The following is a 21,836-nucleotide window of genomic DNA, read 5'->3' on the forward strand; positions in this document are numbered from 1 at the left end:
ATCATAACCGTTGTTTTGTTTGCTGTTCTGTTGAAGTTTATCGCTTTGAATGGAACTTCCTGAGACAAGATACTGTCCGTCAATGGTTGTAGTAACCTGGCTTAGAAAATCCTGGGTAGAGGATTGGATGTCCTTCTGCCATACCACTTCCTGAGCAGATAGGCCCAGGGCTGTGCATAAAGTAAATGCACCGAGATAGATTTTTTTCATTCTATGTTTTCTGAGTTAGTAATTAGTTTCTTAAAACTGCGTAAATTTAATACTTTTTAAGACACAAAAATCACTCTTGTGTGCTTTAATGCAAATCATACTATTAATAATCAAATCCTTTTTATTTATATTAAATTTTATTTCATTCTGATACAAAAATATCTGTGCACAGCGACAGAACTTGTCGTGTTAAAAAATAAAAATCAAATCAGAGTATTTCAGTATCAATTACGAAATTATATCATCTAAAAAGCAAGATTCCTATTAGCTTTTAAAGAATAAAAATACAATCTCTATACAATCTTTAACCATTTCATTATCAGCTATTGTCGCGCTTTATTTTTATCTATAAGTTTACTCCATAATGAGAAAAAGCTATTACCAGAAATTGGCGTTGATGGTCACATTGCTGACTGTTTTATTGGTATATCAGAAATATACCAGCCATGAAAAAGAACCGTTCCCTGAAGTTACGTTCATTTCAGATGCTTCAATATCAGCGAATCTATCAGATTTTGATCCCAATACACTTGACAAAGAACAGTGGCTGAAACTTGGATTTTCAGAGAAGCAAACGGCTACCATTCTTAAGTATAAAGATATCTTAGGGGGAAAATTTAGTTCAAAAGAACAGTTGAAAAAATGTTATGCTATTTCTGAAGATAAGTTTAGTGAGCTGGCGGCTTTCATTTTACTTCCTGAAACAGCAGAAAAAAAAGATCCGAAAGGATTCACTACGCGCGGAAAGAAAGAAATTCTGATATCAGGAAAATTCAATCCTGATCAGTTTTCTTCACAAGATTGGCTTAAGATGGGCTTTAGTGAAAAGCAGGCAGAAGCAATTATAAAGTATAAAAATTATCTCGGAGGAAGTTTTATAAGTAAGGAAAAGTTTAAAGAATGTTTTATCATTTCTCCGGAAAATTACAGCAAACTTGAACCTTATCTTTTACTGCCCGCAAAAACTCCGGAAAACTTCAGAAATTTCACGAAGAATAATACTGTAAAATCCGGAATTCAATATCATCCATTTGATCCTAATCAGTTGGACTTAGAAGGTTGGAAAGTACTTGGATTTTCAGAAAAACAAGCAGCCACAATCATCAATTACCGGGATCGGAATTTACGGGGAAGCTTTAAAAGTCTGGACGACCTGCAGAAATGTTTTGTAATTTCCGCAGAGAAATTTCAGGAAATGAAACCTTATATCAAGCTTCAGGAAAAACAACAGGAAAAAACAGATTTTTCAAAAACAGATCTTAATACCATTACTTTTAAACAGCTTATTGAATTCGGACTGGATGAAAGAAGTGCTGGTTCAGTGATTGGTTTCAGAAACAAACTGGGAGGTTTCATGAATAAGCAGCAAATTCTAAGCACTTACAACATCGATCAGGATCTGGTTCAAAAACTGATTTCCATAGCTCCACTGAATACGTCAAATGTTCCCCGATATTCATTAGTAGAGGCACCCGAGGAATGGCTTAAAAATCATCCTTATTTCAAATATTCGGCAGACAAAATCATATTCTACCGGATCAGTAATCCTGATGATAAAAAAATATGGAAACTTTTAAAACTAAAACCTGAATATGAAGGAAGAATGAAGTTATATATAAAATAATACCGGATTAAACTTCTCTATAGTCTTATTTCGGAACATTACTGCCCGATAAAAAGTACAAATACATTGAAAATAGCAATATTTAAGACATGAATTAACAGGTCGCCCCTCTGGAGCTGGATTTGATCCCATCGGGTTCTACTGTTAATAGAAGAAAGTAAGATTTCCGGTGTATAATACCGGAAAATTGAGAAAGTAAACAGTAAAGGATCTTTCTATATTTTAATCAAAGGTTTTGCTGGAATCTGCCAGCAAAGAGTTGAGCGTGTTAAGTTCTTCATCGGTCATATCTCTCCATTTCCCGATTGGCAAATCAAGTTTGATATTCATGATACGGATTCGTTTCAGTTTTTTTACTTCATATCCAAGATATTCACACATTCTTCGGATCTGTCTGTTGAGTCCCTGAGTAAGGATAATTCTGAAATTCATTTCATCAATCTTCTCTACCTCACATTTCTTAGTCACAGTATCAAGGATAGGAACACCATTTCTCATTTTTTCCAGGAATCTTGGAGTGACAGGTTTGTCTACACGAACAATATATTCTTTTTCGTGATTATTGCGTGCCCGCAGAATTTTATTGACGATATCACCGTCACTCGTTAAGAAAATAAGTCCTTCACTTGGTTTATCCAACCTTCCGATAGGAAAAATTCTTTTCGGGTGGTTGATATAATCTACAATATTATTTTTTTCACGTTTGGTATCGGTAGTACAAACGATTCCTACCGGCTTATTAAAAACGATATACACAGGTTTTTCCTGTGGCTCTCTGATGGGTTTTCCGTCTACTTCTACAAGATCTTCATCAGAAACTTTGGTTCCCATTTCAGGAATTTTCCCGTTTATCTTAATTCTGCCCTCCTCCAATAGCTTATCTGCTGCCCTTCTGGAACAGTATCCTGCTTCTGATAAATATTTATTAATACGTGTCTTTTCCATTAGTCTTTCCGTAACCGGTATCATTTTTATTGCTGAAATAGTACTTCCATAGTTTAAGCTTATGGAAAAACCATCATCTCGTTTTCTGTATAGGTAATTCAAAAATAATCCCTCCTTCCTGGGTCAATCTTTTTTGAACAGGAACTAACTTTGTATTTCCTACTGCAAATTTAGGAAGAAAATTATATCCTTAAAATATATTGAGAACTGTTGGTTTGATTATTACAGCCCCTCAAACCTGTACTCATTATTCAGGAACTGATCTGTAGCATCTTCAATGGCATAATCACCAATTTTGGTACGTCTTAATTGTGTAAGATAAGCCCCTACTCCCAATTCCTGGCCGATATCATGAGCCAGACTTCTGATATACGTTCCTTTTGAACATCCTACCATGAAACTCACTAAAGGAAAATCGATTTTAATATCCCTGATGTAGTGGATCGTTGTTTTTCTTGCTTTCATTTCCACTTCTTCACCAGCTCTGGCAAGGTTATACGCCCTTTCGCCATCAATTTTAATCGCTGAATAAACAGGTGGTTTCTGTTCAATTTCTCCAACAAATTTTTCCAGAACTTCCTTTACCTGTTCTTCAGTAATATGAGAGATATCCTGTTGAAGGATTTCAGGTTTTTCAGTATCATAGGATTCCGTCTGTACTCCAATTTTGATCTCTGTCCAATATTCTTTAGGAGCATCCTGAATTTCAGGAATTTTCTTAGTAAATTTTCCGCAGCAGACGATAAGAAGCCCGGTTGCTCTGGGATCTAAAGTTCCGGCATGTCCGATTTTAAATTTTTTAGGAAGATCAAATTCCCTTTTAAGTTTATATTTCATTTTATTGACAGCCTGGAAGGAAGTCCAGTCCAAAGGTTTGTCCAATAAAAAGATGTATCCTGATTTCAGTTCTTCAGCAGTCATGAATGGGTATAAAAGATTTCTTATTTAAAGAAATAAAAATAAATCAACAGAGCAATTCCTACAAAAATACGGTACCAGCCCCAAGGTTTGAATCCATACTTATTAAGCACTCCTATGAAAGCTTTGATCGCGATAAGTGCTACGATAAATGCTACAATATTTCCTACAACGAAGATCATAATGTGATCCTGTGAAGACATGATCATTTCATATCCTTTCTGCGGATTTGCGGTCTCTTTTCCCCAGGTTTTAACAAAAACTGAGTACACTGTTACGGCCAGCATCGTAGGTACAGCAAGGAAGAAAGAGAATTCTGCAGCTGCCTTTCTGGTAAGCCCTTGAGTCATTCCCCCGATAATAGAGGCTGCACTACGGCTTGTACCCGGCATCATGGCAAGACACTGCCAGAAACCGATGGTAACTGCTTTTCTTATGGTAATTCCTTTTTCATCATCAATCTTAGGATTTTTAAACCATTGATCAGCAAACAGTAAAACAACACCCCCTAAAACCAATACAGAAGAGATGGCAATCTGATTTCCAAGAACGGCTTCAATTTTATCATCGAATAAATATCCCAATACCAAAGCCGGAACTACGGCAAACGCAAGTTTAAAATAAAACTGAATATTATTTAAATCAAAAAACTTTTTCCAGTAGGCTACTACCACAGATAAAATAGCTCCAAACTGAATAGACACCTGAAACATTTTTAAAAATTCTGTTTCCTCCAACCCCATAAGATTGGCGGTAAATCCCATATGTGCTGTAGAGGAAATCGGAAGATATTCTGTCAGTCCTTCTACAATGGCAATGATAATTGCTTTGATTAAATCCATATTCTTTTAAAAAATTAAAAGATTAAGAGATCCGGAAATTCAGAATATAATTCTCAATTTCTTAATCTCTTAATCTCAAAAATGTAAAAATTTATTTATTTTCTTTTTAAGATCGCATACACTTCTATGGCAAATCCTATAACAACAAATAAAGGTGCTATTCTGATTCTTCTGATAGAAAAGATACCGTCATTCCATGAGTCAGGATCAAATTTTCCATCTACCGTATTGGCATCCGGTCCCATCATCAGTAGAAATCCTACTACAATAAATGCCAATCCTATCAGCATCCATTTGAAATTCTGCTGTCCGAAATAGAAAGCGTTTTCCTGTGGTACTTCAGCTTCATGTCCAAAGTCTGAAGCGGAAAATTTATTTGTTTTTTTGCTCATTATTAAGAGTAATATAAATCGTCAACGTTTGATTTTAAGAATCTCCATGTAGCGAAAATCGTACTTAAGACAGAAATAAAAATTCCAACACCAAGTACGAGGATTACTAACCAGAAGTATTGGTTGTTGTCCTGTACGAAAGCAGAGCCAATCTGACTTGTGAAATAATACCAGACTCCGCCCAAAGCAAGAAGACCTATTAAAGAACCGATAGCTCCTAAAATAATAGCCTCCACAATGAAAGGTTTAAGGATAAATCTTCTTTTCGCTCCTACCAGCTGCATTGTTTTAATAATAAATCTCTTCGAGAATATTTTAAGACGGATAGAATTGTTGATCAATACAACCGCCAATATCAGGAACAGAATTGAAAATCCTAAAATCCATTTCAGAATTCTGCTCAGGTTATTGTAAACATCCACCATCAAAGTACTGTCATTTTTAACATCGATAATTCCAGGAACGGATTTGATCTCTTTGATGGCTTCATCAATTTTTGCGGGATCCACGAATTCCGGTTTTAAAGCAACTTCAATTGAAGATGGAAAAATATTTTCTTCGAACAATGCATCACTGTCGATTCCCATAGTCTTTTTGGCTTCTTTAGCCGCCATATCCCTTGAAATATAAGTCGCTTTTTTTACAGGAGCTAATAACTGTACCTTTTTAAAAGTTTCATCCTCAAGTTTTGCAATTTTTACAGAATCTTTAGCGTCATAGTTTTCATCAAAGTAGGCATTCACCACCAGCTGTTCTTTGATATAGTCAGAATACTTCTGGGCATTAATCAGAATAAGCCCCATTAATCCTAACAAAAATAACACTAAGGCAATACTTATCACTACTGTAATATTGCTGGACCGAAGCCTTTTCTTATTAAATTCATCTACAGATTTAGCCATTAATATTAAAATTTTTGGCTAAAATAGAAAAAATCTTCCGAAATTTGGGACGAAATAAAGAAAATCACTGTTAATAAAATCATAAAAAACTTTGAGTGTAAAAGCAAAAAAACATCTTGGACAGCACTTCCTGACAGATGAAAATATCGCAAGAAAAATCGTAGAAGGTCTTAGTTTTGAGAACTATACCAACATTATGGAAGTAGGTCCCGGAATGGGCGTTCTTACCAAATATCTTCTTGAAAAGGATCAGAAGATTTATCTTGCCGAAATAGATACAGAATCTATCGAATACCTGAAAAACAATTATACAAAGGTAACTGAAGAGACTTTTGTAGGAGATTTTCTGAAGCAGGATTTCAGTTTTATCAAAGATGATCAGATTGCAATCATTGGAAATTTCCCTTATAACATTTCTTCACAGATCCTGTTTCAGATTGTAGATCATTACCAGCTAATACCGGAAATGGTAGGAATGTTCCAGAAAGAGGTAGCGGAAAGAACAGCTGCTGTTCCGAGAACTAAAGATTACGGTATTCTTTCTGTTCTGATACAGGCTTATTATGATGTATCTTATATGTTTACGGTACATGAGAATGTCTTCAACCCTCCGCCAAAAGTAAAATCGGGAGTGATCAGGCTTACAAGAAACCCGAAGGAAGGGCTTGCAGGCAATGAAGTTCTGTTTAAACAAATTGTAAAAACAGGCTTCAATCAAAGAAGAAAAAAGCTGTCAAATGCTTTAAAAATGCTCAATATTCCGGAAGCCTTAAAAGGACACGAGTTTTTAGATAAAAGAGCGGAAGAACTTAGCGTAGCAGATTTTATTCACTTTGCGAATCTGTGGAAACAAAATCAATAAACAATCATTATCAGCTCCTTTACCGGGAGCTTTTTTGTTGAATACATTATAATAAGATTATTCATTAAAAAGTAGAAAGCCTTTCAGATTTATTCTGAAAGGCTTTCTTTTATAGTACATTATCAATTTTAGTTTCTGTTCTTCAGCATGATCCATCCTGACCAGTTCATCTGAGCTTTTGATTTTGGATACTCAAAGTTGAACTTGTACCAGTATGTAGCTGTAGGAAGTCTCTTACCGCCTACTGTTCCATCCCAGACAGGATTTTCTTTTGAGAACCTGAACATTTCCACTCCATATCTGTCATAGATAGAACCGGTAAAGTTTTTAAAGTCTCCAAGAGCTTTAAGATCCAGTACATCATTGATTCCGTCTTCGTTCGGAGTAATGATATTGTTGATCTGCAAAGTAAAGAATTCAAGAGAGCCCACACAATGTGTTCCTACTCTTCTTACTAAAACAGTATAGTTTGTATTGTCTAAAAGATTCGCAAATACATTGGAATCCTGCCATGTGATACCACCGTCAAGAGAATATTCCAATGTACTTGGCGTATTGTTCATTGGCGGGTTTTCGGCTGTAATCGTTACTGTCTTTTTGATGCTTTCATAATTTAAAGCGGTAACGAAAGGAGTTGCAGCGCCCATTACTTTGGCTTCAAAAACTTTCTTACAGATACCGTTATCAATTTCCACTGAGTAGATGCCCCATTGGTTTACATTAATTTTCTGCGTTGTAGCACCTGTACTCCAAAGATATTTATAACCATCACCAGCTCCTGCATCAAGTGTTACAACATCACCAACACACATTTCAACATCTTTCAATGTAGAGGTAATTTCTGGTGTTACTTCAATTCTAATCGTTGCCGGATTAAGAGATTTACAGCCTTTTGCTCCAAGCGCATATACTGTAAATGTGGTAGTCTGGTACAGAGTAACGGTCTGCATATTGCCTGTTCCCATGAAATTGCTCCAAAGATAAGTATCTCCACCTTCAGCGGTAAGGGTTACGGATTCTCCCGGACATATTTTTATTCTGGAAGCTTTCACTTTAGCGGTTGGGGTTGCTTCTTTCTGTAATGTCAATTCTACAATTTTGCTACAGAATCCTCCATTGGAAACCAGAACATACAAAATCTGTCCATCGTTACCATTATAGTTTAAAGGAGTCTGAATATAGTTGTTATTTTGTGCAACAGCATCCGCCTGATTTTCGTAGAATTTAAAGATAGCTCCAGGCGTTGGGCTGATAGCAGGCATAATTGTACTTAAATCAAAAGTAGTAATATCCGGTGTGGTACAAAGCAGCAATGTTGCATCCTGAGCCTGAGGTGTTGTTCCTCCGTGAATCTGTATGGAAGCTTTCCCCGGACAAGGGTTACCAGGAACACTTACTTCGATGGTATAGGTCCCAGGCTGTATTGCGGTAATGGTATTTGTAGTAGCATTAGGCACAGGTGCACCATTATAATACCACTGATATACAAGGTTAGGGTCATTTACAGAAGCTGTAATTACCTGAGGTACATTATCACATACATTGATATCTGAAGGTAATTTCGTTCCTGCAGGATCTAAAAGATCTACCCCGATATTGAAAGATCCTCCTTCAAGGAATACTGCAGAGTCATAACTGTGGTCACTATAATCGGCAATTACCATTTTGAAGTGATATTGCTGTCCTGCCACTACTGTTGCTGTGGCAGTTAATGGAATTGTTCTTCCTTGAAAGTTGGTTTCAACATTACCTGTGTTGTACCCGGCAAAATACTGTTCGTTTACCGCACCACAGCTGGATCCGATTGCGGGGTGAATATTTGTAATACTCACAGGGCCTGCTCCTCCCGGAAGTACGGCCATATTTACATAAGGTCCTCCTGAAGTAGGCTTCAATAAGATAGCAAATGCATCTGCAAAGGTACAAGGGAATGAACCTGTATATTCTTCTGAAGCGATCAGATAATTAAACTTAATCTGAGAGGTTGTTGGAACGAAGTCAAACTCCAAAAGAACAGCATCATTCAATCTGCTTTCCACTACCCCAATCACCTGTGCAAGATCAGCATCTGACCCACCGCCATTATTATCACTTAGAGTATTTGATTCAAGACTGTTTCCCGCTTTTCTTGCATATCCTGTAGAAAGAATAAGTCCGTCTTTAAAAGGGAAGTTGGTTGTAGCTTTATGAAAGTATCCCCAGGCTCTGTTGGCATCACTTGCAGCATGATTCGGAGTAATCTTTACATTGGTTACATTAGGAGTCAGGCAGGTATTGGTTCCGGACGAGATCAATACATCTTTTACCATCTTCTCTATAGTGTAACTGGACTCAGCATATGACGGGGCATTCACATCAATAAAAGCTCCTGCCCTTCTGGACATTGGTGTACTGGGCTCCTTAATACTCTTTCTGGGTAAAGGGGTTTGCGAAAATAAAAAATTCGAAATGACTAAAAAAAATAAACAAAGCGGTAGATATCTTCTCATAATATTTTTGTTTCAACAAATTTAATTTTTTTTTAAATATATCATACACATATTTGTATTTTTTACAGTAAAAAATCAAAGCAAAAACCTTTTAGAATAAATTTTCATTAATCAACCCCTATTCGGACAAATGATAATGGTGTGGCAGCATTGCATTATAAATTATAGCGACTATATACAATTTTACACCATTGTCATTCTGACGAAGGAAGAATCTCATGTAAAACTTAGATTTTTCATTTCCCTGGGTTATATTCAGAATGACAGAGTCATAATAATAAAATAGCAGGATTAATGTAAAATTGCATATAATTACCTGAATTATTATAACATATTCCCTGCTTATTTCAGATAATTTACAAAGCACGATAGTATTTATTCATCAAAACAAAAAAATCTTTCATTAATGAAAGATTTTTTTGTCAATTTTATTTTATAAAAACATTTAGTTTCTGTTCTTTAAAAGAATCCAACCGGAGCGTTGTTCCATTTTTTTACTTGCCGGATTTTCCCATTGCACCCTGTACCAATAAGTTGCGGTAGGAAGATTAATTCCTTTTAAAGATCCTGTCCATATAACATTTCCTTTACTTGCTTTGAATACCTCAGCTCCGTATCTGTCGAAAATAGAGGCCGCGAAGTCTTTGTATCCGCTTATTCCGGTGAAGTCAATGGTATCATTTACCCCATCCATATTAGGTGTAATGGCATTACTGATAATGAAGGTAAAATAATCCAGTGAAGTACCACATTTGGCACCTTTCACTCTTACCATTACGGAATACATCGTATTATTTAAAAGACCTGTAAACACATTGGATGGCTGCCATGTCAATCCTCCATCTATAGAATATTCTAAAGTTCCACCTGTAGGATTGCTTGCCGTAAGGGTAAGAATATGATTATCATAAACAATATTGGTAAATTGCGGCAGATCAGGGTTAATAAGCTGTGCCGAGAAAGTTTTAGAACAAACTCCATTACTGATTGTCACAGAATACGTCCCGGGAATATTAGTGGTTATGGTTTGAGTGGTTGCTCCTGTACTCCATACATAAGTATAGTTTGGCCCTGCCCCTGCATCCAGAGTTCCTTTATCTCCGGCGCAGACAAACACGTCTTTTAAAGTAGAAACGATTGCCGGAACTACTTCAATTTTAACTTTAGCCGGGTTCACAGAACTACATCCGTTTCCTCCCAATGCATATACTGAATATTCTGTTGTAGTAGTAGGTGTAACGACCTGAGTATTCCCATTTCCGGTAAGTCCTATCCAGTTATAGGTAATCCCTCCGGAAGCTGTTAATGTTACAGATTCTCCTTCACAGATTTTTAATTTTGATGCGGTAAGCCCTGCAATAGGCGGACCTACCTGAACCGTTACACTTGCCGCTGTTGCAGAAATACAGCCGTTTGCTCCAACGGCGAATACCGTATATGTGGTAGTCACAGCAGGTGAAACAACCTGTGTATTTCCGTTTCCGGTAAGACCATTCCCCCAGTTATAGGTAACTCCTCCCGAAGCCGTTAATGTTACAGATTCTCCTATACATATACGAGGTACAGAAGAAACAACAGCAGCCACTGGTTTTACTTTATCTTCCTGCACTGTTACTGTTGAAGTAAAAGTACAGCTCAGGTTTCCTGGTTGTGATACATTGGTAACTGTTAAAGTATATGTTCCGCCTGCACTTACAACAGGGGTAAGCGTATTACCTCCTGAGACAATAGTTCCTCCGGTTGTTGTCCAAACAATTGTAGACCCTGCAGGCACAACAGATGCTGAAGCATTGAGCGTAATCTGCGGAGTTGTACAGGTAATTGTTTGTGGTGCTGCGATGGTAAGCGTAGTTTGAGCTGTGCTTAATAATTGCAGAGATACTACATAACTGCAGCCTCCGTTGCTAACCAATACATAAATTGTCTGGCTTCCTCCCGGAGGTGTATATGATGTAGGTGTTACAATAAAGTTTCCATTAGCCGCATTGGCATCAGCCTGATTGACATAGTAAGTAAAAGTTACCCCTGCAGTAGGTGTAATCTGAGGCTGAGCTTCAGTAAGATTATAAGTTAATCCTGGCTGATAACATTTATGAAGTATTGCATTTTGTGCTGTAAAAGGTTCTGAAACTTCTATTGTTATCGTTGCAGGGTTTTGAGAGACACAACCATTCGCACCCACCGCTGTTACGGTATAAGTAGTTGTCACAGTAGGTGAAACAACTTGTGTACTTCCGTTTCCTGTAAGCCCATTACCCCAGTTATAGGTAGCTCCTCCTGAAGCGGTAAGTGTGGTAGAATCTCCTTTACAGATTTTTATTTTGCCGGCCGTAAGCCCGGTAACCGGTGGAGCGCTGTTTCCTGTTACGGTGACAGTTCCTACCGCTGTACAGCTGATATTTCCGGGCTGATACACTTTTGTAATGGTTAAAGTATAGGTTCCTGCAGCGTTAATCACAGGATTTAAAGTAGTCGCCCCTGAAACAATATTTCCTCCTGTAGTTGTCCAGTTAAAAGTAGCGCCTGCCGGATAAACGGAAGCAGATGCATCCAGTGTAGTCTGAGAGTTAGCACAGGTAAGTACTGCCGGAGGGGCAATGGTAGGTATCATTTGTGGCGCTTTTACCAGTTGCAGCTGTGCTACTTTTGCACAGAAACCATTGGCTACTCTTACGTATACTGTTCCTCCTGCACTCGGATAAGCTGTTGAATTAGGAATGGTGTTTGCATTTCCTGCATTAGCATCTGCCAATGTGGTATAGTAGGTAAACACAGCTCCCGGAGTGTTGCTTATGGTAGCTTGTGCTGATGTTAAATTAAACGTTGCATTTCCGGCTGCATAACAGGCTGTTAATGTAGCATTCTGTACCGTAGGAGACGTCCCGCCTAACACAGTGATAGTAGCCTCTCCCGGACATGTATTTCCCTGGATGAACACCTTAACGGTATATACACCAGGTTGTGTTGCGGTGTAACTTGCATTGGTAGCTCCTGCAATCGGATTGGTACCCTGATACCACTGATATGTTATATTAGGTCCCTGCACAGAAGCAGTAAAAGTCTGTGGTGTATTATCACACATATTAACAGAGTCAGGAAGCTGCACGCCAGCCGGATCCAGGATTTTCACCCCGATATCGAATGATCCTGCTTCCAGAAATACTGCTGAATCAAAGTTGGGATCCTGATAATCCGCAAGCACAATTTTAAAATGGTAGGTTTCTCCAGGAATTACAGTTGCTTTTGCAGTAAGAGGAATGGTACGTCCATTGAAATTGGTTTCAATCTGAGCGGTATTGGTTCCTCCGTAATAGGCTTCATTTACAGGTCCGCAGTTTTGATATTGCGGGTGTATATTCGTTACACTTACAGGTCCTGCTCCTCCGGGAAGCACTGCAAGATTGGTATAAGTAGGATCAGATGCCTTTTTTAACAGCAAAGCGAAACCATCTGTAATAGTACATGGGAAGTTTTGCTGGTATTCTTTAGAAGCAAATAAATATCTGAAAGTAATTTCAGTAGAGGCGGCTACAAAGTCAAACTCTATAGAGGTTGCATTGGTTAGGTTATTGTTAGCAATCCCTAATGCGTTCGCAAGATCTACATCTCCTCCTGTTCCCAGATCATCACTTAAAGTTCCCTGAAAAGTATTCCCGGCTTTACTGGCATAACCGGTTGAAAGTATAATCCCTTTACTGAAAGGAAAGTTGGTATTTGATTTATTAAAATATCCCCAGCTACGGTTCTGGTTGGTGGCAGACAAGTTCGGGGAAACGGTTACATTGCTTACCGTTGAGCTGGTACAAGTGCTGCCTCCTGATATAAGAACATCATTGATCAGCTGAGTTATAGGATAGCCGGATTCCGGGTAGCTTGGTGCATTTACATCTATAAAAACACCTGCCCTCAAAGAAGCAGCTTTAGGTTTTGCAGCAATTTCTACCCTTCCTTTATTTTGAGCCCAAACAAAGTTCCCCATGAAAGCTAAAAATACCGCTAAAAATAAATTTCCTCTCCTCCTATTTAACATTTTATATTATTTTGAACAAAAATACTATTTTTTTTGATTGAAATTCAAGTTAACATAATTTACATTATTACTAACGCAAATTTATTTATATTAGAATATCAACTCTGTTTATTTTAAAATAATAAAAAAAAGACTGACAAAATAGTCAGTCTTTCAGTTATAGTTTAATTATTCTATATTTTTAAGTAATATCCATCCGGTTTTTACAGTAAGCTCCTTGCTTGCAGGATCTTCAAAGGTTACCTGATACCAATATGTTGAAGTAGGAAGCTTTTTGCCCTGGAAATATCCGTCCCAATATGGATTGATTTTCGCTGCTTTGAACACTTCTCTTCCATACCGGTCGAAAACCTGTCCGCTAAAATCTTTATAATTAACCACACCGCTGAAATCAATGGTATCATTGATATTATCACCGTTTGGAGTAATTACATTTTTCATCACGAAAGTAAAGAATTCAAGGAAGCCTACACAGCTTGTAAATTTAACTCTGACTCTGATTGAAATGATTTTATTTTTAGGTACATCATTAAACACATTGGAAGACTGCCATGTCACTCCGTTATCTACTGAATATTCCAGAATCCCATTACTTGGGTTGCTTGCTGTAATGATCATTATTCCGCTCTCATTATAATCCACTTTTATCACTTCAGGGATTACGGCTTTGATAACCTGAGTTTTAAACTCTTTTGAACAAACTCCGTTACTTATCGTTACTGAATATTCTCCAGGAGTAGCTACTGTAATGCTCTGACTTGTTTCACCGGAACTCCACTGATACGTATATCCGGGACCTGAGCCTGCATCCAGAACGATTTTATCACCCTGACAAATATGACCGCCTTTTAAGTTTGAAACGATAGCAGGTACTACTTCAATGGTAATACGTGCAGGCTGAAGAGATTTACATCCCTGTGCTCCGATAGCATATACAGTGTAGGTAGTCGTCTGAGTTGGGCTTACCGTTCTTATTCCTCCGGTAGTGGCTGCAGAATCACTCCATTCATAGGTAACCCCGCCAGAAGCCGTTAATACTACAGACTCTCCGGCACATATTTTCAATCTCGGTGCGCTAAGTAAAGCGGTTGGCGTTTCTTCTTTTCTTAAGGTTAACGTAGCAATCTTACTACAGAAAGCTCCATTGGAAACCAATACGTATAAAATCTGTCCATCTGTCCCGGCATAGTTGGTCAGGTTGGTAATATAACTGTTATTCTGAGCCTGTGCATCAGCCTGATTCGCATAAAAACGGAATACTGCTCCCTGTGTTGTACTGATCAGAGGTTTTGCTGTTTCCAGATTAAAACTGGTAATTGCGGGTGTTGTACAGAGTTTAAGTTCAGCATTCTGTACGGTAGGACTCGTTCCTCCGATAATTGTAATGGTGGCTTCACTTGGACACTGATTCCCCGGAACCATTACTTTTACAGTATACACTCCCGGTTGGGTAGCTAGATACACAGCACTGGTTGCTCCTGGAATAGCCACTCCGTCTTTATACCACTGATAAGTCATTCCCGGAATTGCTGCTACCTGTGCCTTTAACTGCTTTGGAGTATTATCACACATATTAATACTGCCTGGTAAAACGACTCCTGCTTCATCCACAATTTTAATTCCCACATCAAAAGATCCTCCTTCCAGAAAAACAGCAGAGTCATGAGATGGGTCTTTGGCATCTGCCAACACCATTTTGAAATGATATGTTTGTCCTGGAATTACATCTGCAACAGCTGTTAAAGGGGTTGTTCTTCCAAAATAGTTGATCACTAAGTGCGGATTCGCCAAAGCTCCAAAAAAGGTTGCATTGATAGGTCCACAGCTGAATCCATTTCCTGCAGGAACAATATTGGTTGCACTTACAGGCCCTGCACTTCCGGGCAACACAGCCAGATTAGTATAGGTAGGATCTCCAACTTTCTTTAATAAAAGTGCAAAGGCATCAGAATAGCCTAAGCAAGGATAATTAGACGTATATTCATCAGAAACGAATATGTAATTGAATTTTACCTGATTTGAATTCGGAACGAAATCAAATTCTAAAGCTACTGCATCGGTTAAGCTGACATTCGCTCCGGTAGCTGCTACAAGATCCGCATCACTTCCTGTTCCTACAGATTGTCCTACAGCAGATACATAATTATTACCTGCTTCAGAAGCATATCCTGTAGTCAGGACAATACCATCCGTAAAAGGAAAATTAGTTGTTCCTTTATGAAAATATCCCCAGAATCTGTTGCTGTTTGTCACATCATGATTGGGAGATACAGTAACATTGGTAACATTGGCTGTGGTGCAGTTGGTACCGCCATTGATCAAAATATTCTTTACCAGCTGCTCCGGCGTATAGTTTGAAGGAGTATAAGGAGGCACATTCACATCAATGAATGCTCCTGCTCTAAGACTGGCCGCAGAAGGTTTTATTCTCTCTGATTTTCTGACAGATTTCGTTTGAGAAAATGCAGAAGCAGAAATCAATAAAAAGGAAAAAAGGAAAAAATAGTTTTTTAGTCTATAAATTAACATTTTGTTTTCATTTGTTCAAATGTAACAAAAATAATTATACTAATCTCCCCTTAACCATTACTATTTTATAATTCATCACACACATTCACAATAAATTTTTCTTATCATTACATTTTCCACAAATCATTAAACATCAAAATTCAGACATAAAAAAACAGACCAATAAAATTGATCTGTTTATATTTTAATTGCTATTGTTCCGGCAGTTTATCGTCTTTTTTCAGCTGATCTATTTCATTCTGCAACTGGGAGATAATATCCTTTAACGCTTTTATTTCATTCTTGTTTGAGCTTACATTGCTCTTGAGTATTACGTTTTTCGCTCTTTCATTATGATCTTCTTCATCTTCTTCTTCGTTGATTTCCTCAATATCCTCACTGATTTCCTCAATATCTTCCTGGATATCTTCGATATCTTCGTTGATCTCTTCAATGTCTTCACTGATTTCCTCAAGATCTTCCTGAATGTCTTCGATATCTTCACTGATCTCCTCAATATCCTCCTGAATATCTTCAATCTTCTCGTGGCTTTTATTCACAGACATCTGAATGAAGATCGCAAGATAAATAGCTTCCAGGGAAAGTACCGTTGTGAGAATCAGAAGCATTTTATCAAAATCAACAATATTCAGCATCGGAAGTATAAACGAGGTAAGAAACAGCAGGGTATGCACAATCAGGGACTGAATAGATCCAATCCATGAAGTAATACTGTCCGCTATTTTTTCAAGAACTTCTTTTTTTTCGTTATATTTTTTCATCCTTTATATTTTTACAACAGTTCTTTAGTTACCCCTAATCCAAACAATGCAAAGTCATATTTCGCAGGATCTTTTTCATCAAATTTTCTGATGGCAATATCCAGCTCTTCTACCGTTTTCCAGTCATTCTGTGTTCTGAAAACCAATCCCAGTTTTCTGGAGATATTTCCGGTATGCACATCCAGAGGAATAGAAAGATATTTCTGATCTATATTCTCCCAAATTCCAAAATCTACTCCCCTTTTATCTTTACGTACCATCCATCTTAAAAACATGATAATCCTTTTTGCTGAGGAGTTTTTATAAGGTGAACTGATGTGTTTATGGCTTCTGTGTTTTTCTGTTTCCAGGAAACCACTTCTGAATCTTTCTATAGCATGGAGAAAATTATTCTCAGTTTTTTTCACTTCAAATAAACTTTCCAGACTTTCATTTTCTTTATAAATTCTGCTAAACTGTCTGATGAAATAAGAAAAATCCTGTCCGTTGAACGTTCTGTGAATACTTTTATCCTGAATACTTTTCAGATCCTTTTCGGAATAATTCATCACAAAATCATAGGGAGAATTTCCCATAATATCAAGCATTTTATCCGCAGAATTAATGATCGACTTTCTGTTTCCCCAGGAGATTGTAGCTGCCAGAAATCCTGCAATTTCAATATCCTGCTTTAAAGAAAAACGATGTGGAATCTGTATCGGGTCATTTTCAATGAAATCCGGAGCGTTATACTGATCTGCTTTTTCGTTGAGAAAATCTCTGAGTTCTTCAAACTTCAACATATTCATTCTAAATCTTTACACTCTCCAATGCTTTTGGTAAAAATGTATTGGGAAATATTTCTCTCGCTTCATCAGTAAATACGGTCAGGTCTCCATATCTATTGGAGAAGTGGCCTAAAATCAACTTTCCAACCTGAGCTTTCTGAGCAATGGTGGCAGCTTCCAAAGCTGTGGTATGCCCTGTATAATCAGCCATTTCTTTCAGATCATGCAAAAATGTTGCTTCATGATACAGAACCGTTACATTTTTAATAATAGGAATTACACTTTCCAGATAACGGGTATCACTGCAAAACGCATATGATACCGATGGAGCGGGATCAACAGTGAGAATCTCATTCTTAAGAACATAACCGTCGCTCAGTACAAAATCCTTCCCTGCTTTGATATTGTGGTAATCGCAGGTTTCAATTTCGCCGTACTTTGCAATCTCCTTCATATTAAGATGTCTGTCTTTCGGCTTTTCTTTAAAAAGATAACCATTACAGTAAATCCTGTGATCCAGCGGAATAGTATATACTTCTATCCTGTTGTCTTCATATATTTTTTCAGAATAATCTTTATCCAGTTCATGATAAATCACTTCAAAACCACGATGGGTTTCTGTAATCTGAAAAATGGTTTCCAGCATCTTCTTGATTCCTTTAGGACCATAAATATGCAATGGCATATCTCTTCCCAAAAGACGGAAAGAAGCTATAAGCCCGGGAAGCCCGAAACAGTGATCTCCGTGAAGATGGGAGATAAAAATATGATTGATTTTTGAAAATCTTGCTTTTGCCTTTCTCAGCTGTACCTGTGTACCTTCTCCACAATCGATCAGGAAGAGTCTTTCTTCCATTTCCAGCAGCTGTGCTGTGGGTGATGTGTTGATGGTTGGAATAGCAGAATTAAAGCCTAATATTGTTAAATAAGTACTCAAATCAATAATTTATGATAACAAATGTACAACAGAAAATCTAAATGGATGTTTTACCTTTAATATTTAAACCTAATCGGTCACTTTTAAAAAATCCATAAATAAGTCCAGTGCCTGTTTACGGTGACTGATTTTATTTTTGTCTTCAGGATCCATTTCAGCAAAAGTTCTTTCATATCCTTCAGGGACAAAAATCGGATCATATCCAAAGCCTTTGAAACCTTTGTTTTCTGTCAGTAAATTTCCATGAACTCTGCCTTCAAAATATTGAGCGCCGTTTTCATCATAGCAGCACAAAACTGTCACAAAATAAGCCTTTCTGTTTTCAATTGCCTGCATTTCTGCCAATACTTTTTCGATATTTTTTGCGAAATCATGATCTCCGGCATAACGTGCAGAGAAAATCCCGGGTCTTCCATCCAAAGATTCCACTACCAGACCGCTGTCATCTCCCAGGCTTGGAATTCCGGTCTTTTCAAAACAATATTTGGCTTTGATCAGGGCATTGGCATGAAAAGAATCTCCGTCTTCCACAATTTCTTCGTGAATATTATAATCGGTAAGGCTTTTCACCACGCAATCACTTCCCAGGATCTGTTGGATTTCTTCTTTTTTATGTTCGTTGTGGGTAGCTACTAATAATTCCATTTCTATATTCATTTTCAATTTTACTTTTTATAGCGGTAACTTACATTTCAGCATAATGCACTTTATACTTTTTCATAAACAGATAACAGAACAAAGAGAAAAGCACAATTCCAACAGCTAATACAAGCCATTCTGAAACATGAAAAACCTTTGCAAAACTCTCATCTTTACCATAAATTACCAATAACGAAAGCGTTAAGTTATTAAACGCATGCAGCAATATCGGCATCAGTAAAGACTTTGTCTTATAATAAACCAACCCCAGTACGCAGCCCAGCATTACTGCACTGATAAACTGCCATGGATTTCCGTGAACCACTCCAAAAATAACAGAGGCATACAGAATTGCCTTCCATGGTTCTACTCCTTTATTGATCAATCCTTTCTGAATAATTCCTCTGAATATAATTTCCTCAAAAATGGGAGCCATAATTACCGTCATGATAATCATTATTACTGGATTATCAGTTAATTGACCCATCATTTGGGTAAAATATTCATAAAAGTCTCCGAAAAACGGCCCTGTAGTTGGAATCTGAGCAGCAATAAATTCGGAAATAAACATCATTCCTGCCATCATTGGAAAGATGAGGAGATAGGTGGAAAAATTGACCGATGATAAGTTGAAGTTAAGCTTCTTTTGAGTAGTCCTCCTTACGATGAAAAAATCAAAAAAAGCAATAGCTGTAAGGAATCCTACAGAATTCACCACCATGAAAAACCAGTCTTTCAATTCAATATTTTCCCGGAAAACAACTTTCCATAAAGTACTGAATAAAGAAACTGCCATTGTTCCCACGAATAATCCAACCACCAAAACAACACCGCCAAACCATGTGAACGTAAACTTCGGATATTTGCTATTTTCCATCCTTTCTCTGTAAAAGTTTCTGAGAAACAAAGATAATTTTTTTGACTGCTACAGGCAACTAAAAAAGGAATTTCTTATTTTTGGCTCATCGTACTGAATACCATAATATCTCTATTGCAAATGGCTGAATCTACAGTGAGAAGCCTACAATTATTCGTTCCTTCAAACCCTTCTAACTCTTCACTCTCCCACCTGAAAAGCATTGTTGCAATTTAAATTTGAAAACCTCGCAAAAAATCACGATTTTTGCAACTTCAAAATACGATATGTCAGACTTAATCAAAGAAATACAAAAAAGAAAGACCTTCGGGATCATTTCCCACCCGGATGCCGGAAAAACAACTCTTACAGAAAAGTTACTTCTTTTCGGGGGAGCGATCCAGGAAGCGGGTGCGGTAAAATCCAACAAAATAAAAAAAGGAGCTACCTCCGACTTTATGGAAATTGAAAGACAGAGAGGAATCTCTGTGGCAACTTCCGTATTGGCTTTTGAATACAGAGATCATAAAATCAATATTCTCGATACTCCTGGTCACAAAGACTTTGCTGAGGATACCTACAGAACATTAACTGCTGTAGACTCAGTAATCGTAGTGATAGACGTTGCAAAAGGGGTTGAGGAACAGACCGAAAAACTGGTTCAGGTTTGTAGAATGAGAAACATCCCGATGTTGGTTTTCATTAATAAACTGGACCGTGAAGGTAAGGATGCCTTTGATCTGTTGGACGAAGTGGAACAAAAACTGGGATTAACAGTTTGTCCGCTTTCTTTACCAATTGGTATGGGAAGCGACTTCCAGGGAATTTATAATATCTGGGAAAACAACATCCAGTTATTCTTAGAAGAGAAAAAACAAAAGGTTGGAGATTCTATTAAGTTTGATGATATCAATGATACTTCCATTGATGATGTTATTGGTGAAAAAGCCGCAGCAACTTTAAGAGAAGAGCTTGACCTGATCCAGTCTGTTTACCCAGAATTTAACCGTGAGGATTATATGAAAGGAGATTTACAGCCTGTATTCTTCGGTTCAGCTTTAAATAATTTCGGGGTTCGTGAATTATTGGATGCTTTTATTGATATTGCTCCTATGCCGCAGCCAAAAGAAAGTGATACCCGCCTGGTAAAACCTGAGGAAAGCACTTTCACAGGATTTGTTTTCAAAATCCATGCGAATATGGATCCTAAACACAGAGACAGACTTGCTTTCGTAAAGATTGTTTCCGGAACTTTCAAAAGAAATGAGAATTACTTATTGGTAAGAGAAGGCAAAAAAATGAAATTCTCCTCTCCCAATGCGTTCTTTGCTGATAAAAAAGAGGTGGTAGAAGAAAGTTTCCCTGGTGATATCGTTGGTTTACATGATACAGGAAGTTTCAGAATCGGAGATACGCTTACAGGTGGAGAAAAGTTAAGCTTCAAAGGGATTCCGAGCTTCTCTCCGGAACATTTCCGTTATATCAACAACAATGATCCGTTAAAAGCCAAGCAATTGGCGAAAGGTATTGATCAGCTGATGGATGAAGGAGTGGCACAGCTCTTTACCCTTGAAATGAACGGAAGAAAGATTATCGGAACTGTAGGTGCCCTTCAGTATGAAGTTATCCAATATCGTTTAGAGCATGAATATGGTGCAAAATGTACTTATGAACCGTTATCCATGCACAAAGCATGTTGGGTAGAAGCCGACGAAAAATCTGAAGAATTCAAAGAATTTGCAAGATTAAAGCAGAGATTCCTGGCGAGAGATAAGTACAATCAATTGGTATTCCTTGCAGACTCTTCTTTCACCATTCATATGACGCAGGAGAAATTCCCGAATGTGAAATTACACTTCATTAGTGAGTTCAGAGAAAATTAAGACGTAAACAGTCAATTCGTATAAAGGCGAAATTGTTCACAATACAGATCCGCAGAAGTTTTTTTCTGCGGATTTTTCATAATATATCGTATGAAACCATCCCGGCAAAAATTCTTCGAATTTTTGCCGCCCCTCCGGAGGATGGGAATTTTTAGATTTCCGGACTAATATTTAGTGAAAAGACAAAGCTTTCGAATCATTTCAATACCCCAAAATCAGAAAAACGCTTTGTAAATTTTTTGTAAAACAA

16 protein-coding genes and 1 pseudogene are annotated in these 21,836 nt (G+C 37.5%); 3 read left to right on the plus strand and 14 right to left on the minus strand.

The features are described from left to right. Nucleotides 1–210 (minus strand): annotated as a pseudogene (locus BW946_RS07895) (T9SS C-terminal target domain-containing protein); the annotation flags it as partial. A gap of 364 nt (nt 211–574) precedes the next feature. Here BW946_RS07895 and BW946_RS07900 point away from each other — a divergent pair. Beyond that, complete coding sequence (locus tag BW946_RS07900; RefSeq protein ID WP_076595655.1) at nt 575–1,834, plus strand: helix-hairpin-helix domain-containing protein; 1,260 nt, start codon at nt 575–577, stop codon at nt 1,832–1,834. Nucleotides 1,835–2,056: 222 nt separating this feature from the next. Here BW946_RS07900 and rluF read toward each other — a convergent pair whose 3' ends face one another. From rluF to BW946_RS07925, 5 genes are all read right to left on the minus strand, one after another. Beyond that, on the minus strand, nt 2,057–2,779 hold the full coding sequence (gene rluF / locus BW946_RS07905) for a 23S rRNA pseudouridine(2604) synthase RluF (protein ID WP_076595656.1): 723 nt from the start codon (nt 2,777–2,779) through the stop codon (nt 2,057–2,059). Nucleotides 2,780–3,001: 222 nt separating this feature from the next. After that, on the minus strand, nt 3,002–3,700 hold the full coding sequence (truB, locus tag BW946_RS07910; protein WP_076595657.1) for a tRNA pseudouridine(55) synthase TruB: 699 nt from the start codon (nt 3,698–3,700) through the stop codon (nt 3,002–3,004). Nucleotides 3,701–3,720: 20 nt separating this feature from the next. Further along, entirely contained in the window at nt 3,721–4,539 is an 819-nt protein-coding gene (locus BW946_RS07915; RefSeq protein ID WP_076595658.1) for an undecaprenyl-diphosphate phosphatase, read from the minus strand. Nucleotides 4,540–4,634: 95 nt separating this feature from the next. Continuing rightward, complete coding sequence (locus BW946_RS07920; RefSeq protein ID WP_076595659.1) at nt 4,635–4,931, minus strand: DUF3098 domain-containing protein; 297 nt, start codon at nt 4,929–4,931, stop codon at nt 4,635–4,637. A gap of 2 nt (nt 4,932–4,933) precedes the next feature. Next, nucleotides 4,934–5,833: a cell division protein FtsX gene (locus tag BW946_RS07925; RefSeq protein ID WP_076595660.1), complete on the minus strand. Its 900-nt coding sequence runs from the start codon at nt 5,831–5,833 to the stop codon at nt 4,934–4,936. 91 nt (nt 5,834–5,924) lie between these two features. On the opposite strand from BW946_RS07925, the gene rsmA reads away from it, so the two are divergent. Then, nucleotides 5,925–6,695 carry a 16S rRNA (adenine(1518)-N(6)/adenine(1519)-N(6))-dimethyltransferase RsmA gene (rsmA, locus tag BW946_RS07930; protein WP_076595661.1) on the plus strand — a complete coding sequence of 257 codons (771 nt, stop codon included), beginning with the start codon at nt 5,925–5,927 and terminating at the stop codon, nt 6,693–6,695. A 128-nt stretch (nt 6,696–6,823) separates the two neighbouring features. Here the strand turns inward: rsmA and BW946_RS07935 are convergent, their stop codons facing one another. From BW946_RS07935 to BW946_RS07970, 8 genes are all read right to left on the minus strand, one after another. Further along, on the minus strand, nt 6,824–9,079 hold the full coding sequence (locus tag BW946_RS07935) for a choice-of-anchor L domain-containing protein (RefSeq protein ID WP_228402493.1): 2,256 nt from the start codon (nt 9,077–9,079) through the stop codon (nt 6,824–6,826). A gap of 550 nt (nt 9,080–9,629) precedes the next feature. Continuing rightward, nucleotides 9,630–13,214, minus strand: a complete 3,585-nt coding sequence (locus BW946_RS07940) for a choice-of-anchor L domain-containing protein (protein WP_076595663.1) — start codon at nt 13,212–13,214, stop codon at nt 9,630–9,632. Nucleotides 13,215–13,382: 168 nt separating this feature from the next. Further along, a complete protein-coding gene (locus BW946_RS07945; RefSeq protein WP_076595664.1) occupies nt 13,383–15,743 on the minus strand; it encodes a choice-of-anchor L domain-containing protein in 2,361 nt (786 codons plus the stop codon). A 191-nt stretch (nt 15,744–15,934) separates the two neighbouring features. Beyond that, complete coding sequence (locus BW946_RS07950) at nt 15,935–16,504, minus strand: DUF1003 domain-containing protein (RefSeq protein WP_076595665.1); 570 nt, start codon at nt 16,502–16,504, stop codon at nt 15,935–15,937. Nucleotides 16,505–16,515: 11 nt separating this feature from the next. Continuing rightward, the gene (locus BW946_RS07955; protein ID WP_076595775.1) at nt 16,516–17,286 is read right to left on the minus strand and encodes a TIGR02757 family protein; all 771 of its coding nucleotides are present in this window, start codon (nt 17,284–17,286) and stop codon (nt 16,516–16,518) included. 7 nt (nt 17,287–17,293) lie between these two features. Beyond that, complete coding sequence (locus BW946_RS07960; RefSeq protein ID WP_076595666.1) at nt 17,294–18,208, minus strand: ribonuclease Z; 915 nt, start codon at nt 18,206–18,208, stop codon at nt 17,294–17,296. 69 nt (nt 18,209–18,277) lie between these two features. Then, nucleotides 18,278–18,853: an RdgB/HAM1 family non-canonical purine NTP pyrophosphatase gene (gene rdgB / locus BW946_RS07965; protein ID WP_410493449.1), complete on the minus strand. Its 576-nt coding sequence runs from the start codon at nt 18,851–18,853 to the stop codon at nt 18,278–18,280. 40 nt (nt 18,854–18,893) lie between these two features. Next, nucleotides 18,894–19,724, minus strand: a complete 831-nt coding sequence (locus BW946_RS07970) for a CPBP family intramembrane glutamic endopeptidase (protein WP_076595667.1) — start codon at nt 19,722–19,724, stop codon at nt 18,894–18,896. Nucleotides 19,725–19,990: 266 nt separating this feature from the next. On the opposite strand from BW946_RS07970, the gene BW946_RS07975 reads away from it, so the two are divergent. Further along, entirely contained in the window at nt 19,991–21,586 is a 1,596-nt protein-coding gene (locus BW946_RS07975) for a peptide chain release factor 3 (protein WP_076595668.1), read from the plus strand. Nucleotides 21,587–21,836: the final 250 nt, after the last annotated feature.

The sequence above is a fragment of the Chryseobacterium sp. RU33C genome, assembly GCF_900156015.1.
In the GTDB taxonomy this organism is placed as follows: domain Bacteria; phylum Bacteroidota; class Bacteroidia; order Flavobacteriales; family Weeksellaceae; genus Chryseobacterium; species Chryseobacterium candidae.

Bases quoted from the DNA above. Each gene is read 5' to 3' on its own strand.
- BW946_RS07900 (WP_076595655.1), top strand. From the start codon at position 575: ATGAGAAAAAGCTATTACCAGAAATTGGCGTTGATGGTCACATTGCTG.
- rluF (WP_076595656.1), bottom strand. From the start codon at position 2,779: ATGGAAAAGACACGTATTAATAAATATTTATCAGAAGCAGGATACTGT.
- truB (WP_076595657.1), bottom strand. From the start codon at position 3,700: ATGACTGCTGAAGAACTGAAATCAGGATACATCTTTTTATTGGACAAA.
- BW946_RS07915 (WP_076595658.1), bottom strand. From the start codon at position 4,539: ATGGATTTAATCAAAGCAATTATCATTGCCATTGTAGAAGGACTGACA.
- BW946_RS07920 (WP_076595659.1), bottom strand. From the start codon at position 4,931: ATGAGCAAAAAAACAAATAAATTTTCCGCTTCAGACTTTGGACATGAA.
- BW946_RS07925 (WP_076595660.1), bottom strand. From the start codon at position 5,833: ATGGCTAAATCTGTAGATGAATTTAATAAGAAAAGGCTTCGGTCCAGC.
- BW946_RS07935 (WP_228402493.1), bottom strand. From the start codon at position 9,079: ATGTCCAGAAGGGCAGGAGCTTTTATTGATGTGAATGCCCCGTCATAT.
- BW946_RS07940 (WP_076595663.1), bottom strand. From the start codon at position 13,214: ATGTTAAATAGGAGGAGAGGAAATTTATTTTTAGCGGTATTTTTAGCT.
- BW946_RS07945 (WP_076595664.1), bottom strand. From the start codon at position 15,743: ATGTTAATTTATAGACTAAAAAACTATTTTTTCCTTTTTTCCTTTTTA.
- BW946_RS07950 (WP_076595665.1), bottom strand. From the start codon at position 16,504: ATGAAAAAATATAACGAAAAAAAAGAAGTTCTTGAAAAAATAGCGGAC.
- BW946_RS07955 (WP_076595775.1), bottom strand. From the start codon at position 17,286: ATGTTGAAGTTTGAAGAACTCAGAGATTTTCTCAACGAAAAAGCAGAT.
- rdgB (WP_410493449.1), bottom strand. From the start codon at position 18,853: ATGGAATTATTAGTAGCTACCCACAACGAACATAAAAAAGAAGAAATC.
- BW946_RS07970 (WP_076595667.1), bottom strand. From the start codon at position 19,724: ATGGAAAATAGCAAATATCCGAAGTTTACGTTCACATGGTTTGGCGGT.
- BW946_RS07975 (WP_076595668.1), top strand. From the start codon at position 19,991: ATGTCAGACTTAATCAAAGAAATACAAAAAAGAAAGACCTTCGGGATC.